This window comes from Planktothrix sp. FACHB-1355, from assembly GCF_014748295.1.
Taxonomy (GTDB): domain Bacteria; phylum Cyanobacteriota; class Cyanobacteriia; order Cyanobacteriales; family Aerosakkonemataceae; genus Aerosakkonema; species Aerosakkonema funiforme_A.
This window is the reverse complement of sequence record NZ_JACJUP010000919.1, coordinates 1-2949: the sequence shown is the minus strand read 5'-3', so window position 1 is coordinate 2949 and position 2949 is coordinate 1. Positions and strand designations below refer to the sequence as shown.

General features: G+C 43.5%; 4 protein-coding genes. All 4 read right to left on the bottom strand.

Annotated elements, in window-relative coordinates:
• On the bottom strand, positions 1-293 hold a 293-nt coding region (locus tag H6S82_RS26970), incomplete at its 3' end, for a carbon-phosphorus lyase complex subunit PhnI (RefSeq protein ID WP_191057013.1).
• Between the two features lie 3 nt (positions 294-296).
• Positions 297-1091 (bottom strand): hypothetical protein, encoded by a 795-nt coding sequence (locus H6S82_RS26965; RefSeq protein ID WP_191057012.1) that lies wholly within the window; start codon positions 1089-1091, stop codon positions 297-299.
• Complete coding sequence (locus H6S82_RS26960) at positions 1078-1812, bottom strand: hypothetical protein (protein WP_190462953.1); 735 nt, start codon at positions 1810-1812, stop codon at positions 1078-1080. The genes H6S82_RS26965 and H6S82_RS26960 overlap by 14 nt, the downstream gene beginning before the upstream one ends.
• 169 nt (positions 1813-1981) lie before the next feature.
• Positions 1982-2949 (bottom strand): nicotinate mononucleotide-dependent phosphoribosyltransferase CobT (cobT, locus tag H6S82_RS26955; protein WP_191057011.1); only part of this gene is annotated, 968 nt, incomplete at its 5' end.

Genomic DNA, 2949 nt, shown 5'->3' with positions numbered 1-2949 from the left:
GCGCCGGTGTCGAGCGGCGCGGCGGCGCCGAAGCGCGCCAGCGTCGTCCGATAGGCGCGCAGCAGGAAGGCGGCCTCGATCGCATCGCCCCGCGCCTGCTTCAGCGCCAGGGCGGCGAGGCCGCGATCATAGCAGCTCCCTTCCGCCATCACGCGATCGACCGCCAGCGTCATCTGCTGCGCGATCTGATCGAGGGTGAGTTCGGGCAGCGCGGGATCGCCGCGCCGCTCGACGGCAAGCCAGCCATGCGCGGCATCGATCGCTGCCTCGCCGCCCTTGACCGCAACATACATGGCTCAGCCCTCCTCGATCTGGACGGTGCGCGGCAGCGCGGCCCCTTTGTCCACAGATAAGGCAATAACAGGTTGAGGAAAAGTTTTGAGAATTTTTACCTCGTAGATTCCCCCAGGATAGATAATAGATGAAGAATTAATCGAACGAATATTTGTTTCTACAGCTACTGCCATTGCACCAGTGCCACAGGCATCTGTTTCAGCTTCAACACCTCTTTCATAAGTCCGTGCTAATATTTTTCCATTGCAGATGCTGAAAATCGTTAGATTTACTTCTAACTGATATGTAACAGTAGCACCTAATTTAGGAAGATTTACAGATGCTACATTATCAACTTGCACAACTAAGTGAGGTGAACCAGTGTTATGAATAACAGAAGGAGGTAAAGACTCAACTAAAATAGGTTGATAGCCAATTGAAACAGGAGTTGTAATAGTGTATCTATCTTTTTCATCAGATAGTTCAAGGGGAGGAATATCAAAGGGGTAAATTTTCAGTGGATTTACAGAACTATTACTTAGTAAAGCAGTAGCAGCAAACAAGGCATTTCCACAAACTAACTCAAACGAACCGTCTGGATTAAAAAAACAAAATCGCGTATAGTTCTTTCTCGGAGATAAACAGGCTACACCGTCAGCTATGCGCTGCCCATGAAACCAACAAAGGTTAGATAGGTGGCTGGCTCTACGTAAATCTCGATCGGTCATTTCTACTTGATACATGACAATCCGGTTGCCACAAATGCTATAAATTTCTGAACACTGAAGCTTATCCACATAATCATTATTTAGAATCATGTTTTTGATTTCTCCGAAGAATGAAAAGTAATAAGTGGACAAGGATAGAAATTATGTAGCAAAGATCGCAAATGGCTATCAAAATACCAGTAGAAAAAGGATACTTATGAGACCAAGCCATCCAGTATCGGTATGCTATTCCAGCAACAAAATTCATAAAAACTGGTTGTTCTAAATAAACCATCCGACTAGCTTCGCTGAAGCCATAGCGCCAGTAAGAGTGGAGATGTTTACTAAAAGACAAAGCGGCATGAATAAGAGTGCGATCGGAATCAGTAACTATCTTCAGATCTTTACTAATCTCAAACTGACGTAAACGGTAGTCTAGTTCTCCATCAGGAGTAAATGGCGCAAAAGGTGTAAAAAGATAACCACCTATTAAAGGGAGAATACGATTCAGATTCAGTAACAGTCCAGGTTCATAGATGAAACCAAAGTAAGTATATTGAAAATCTCGTGCTAATCGAGTTGCATACGAGGAGAGATCGGTAGCTTCAAATTCGATATTGGGTCTAACAATATCTGCTGATTGAGCAAGAGTGTACATCCGTTTAATTGCTCCTGGCAAGAAAATACAATCGCAATCTATCAAGAGCACTTTAGAATAATAACAATGTTTAATTCCAGCCAAAGTAGTAGCTGCTGGATTTCCTTTGGGGCTCAAAGCATAGGTTATTCCTCGGGATTCTAGTTCTTTTTGAAGTTCTAGATTAGGTGTCATTGTTACAACCACCTGACATGATACATCGATACTATCGATACATTTGATTAAACGTATATCGTCAGAACAGCGCACTAAAATTGAGAGTTCCATAAAATTAAAATGCCAGCAGAAACTTTTGGTTACTTTTATCAAAAGCTATGTATTATAAGCTTTGATAGTAAACTATTTATATTGCTGTATATAAACTATCAATAACCTCAATAAACTGAGCTTGCTCCCACCCTAAGTAAAGATTGGCAGCAATTGCACATCCCCCTGCTCCTACACCTTCTTTTGCATATCCTTGTTCATAGGCACGGAGTTGGTGATGACAGGAATTAGCTAAACTCAGTTGCGTAGCTAATAGAGGAACTGCACCTACTTCCTCTGCCAGCCCTACCGTGTCACCTGTGGCATCTTCTACAACCCAGCGAGTAGTTCCAACCACAACTTGCTCTGGTTGCCAAATAAGGGTAAGTTCTCTTGCTATCGTCCTGATTAAGGCATAAACTGCTAGCATTTGCGTACCGCCCGCTAGTAGTACCCCTCCTACGCGGCTAGCTGCGATCGCCATTCCAGCTACCACAACTTGCATTGGATCTCCTAATGCAGCAAGAAGGGAGAGAACCGGACGTGAAGTTGTGGTAAGCAAGGAATTTTGCCAACAAGTTTGCTCCTCGAATTTATTTAGCCCAGATTGTACCAGTACCCACTTTTGATCATGGTTACAAGTTGGATGACTGCTATTTACTTTGCCAAGAGCAGAAAAACCTAAACCTGTTAGAATTGCGAGAGCTGTGGTAGTTCCCCCAACTACGCACTCGCCAACTATTAAATATTTGCCTCGTTTAGCGAGTCGTTCACCCCAAATTAAGCCTTGTTCTAGGAGATGTCTCACCGTAGTCATTTCTAATGCACAGCCTTGACTCACACACTTAGCTGGTTTTCCCCCCAAATCGATTAAAGGGATTCGTGGAACGAGAGGCAAACCTGCATTAAATAAATAAGTTGGAATTTTCTGCCTTTCCAAAATAGCGCTGGAAATCAATGCGGGGGAAGAAGTAGGTTTGAAAAATGGTAAAGGACACTGGTACTGAGATAGGCTATTATAGAGAAATTCAGCATCTCTGATAGCAGTATAAAATCGATCTTCTG

What these genes read in the sequence shown, in the direction of transcription:
- H6S82_RS26965 (WP_191057012.1), bottom strand. Translation starts at nt 1,091, where the DNA reads ATGATTCTAAATAATGATTATGTGGATAAGCTTCAGTGTTCAGAAATT.
- H6S82_RS26960 (WP_190462953.1), bottom strand. Translation starts at nt 1,812, where the DNA reads ATGACACCTAATCTAGAACTTCAAAAAGAACTAGAATCCCGAGGAATA.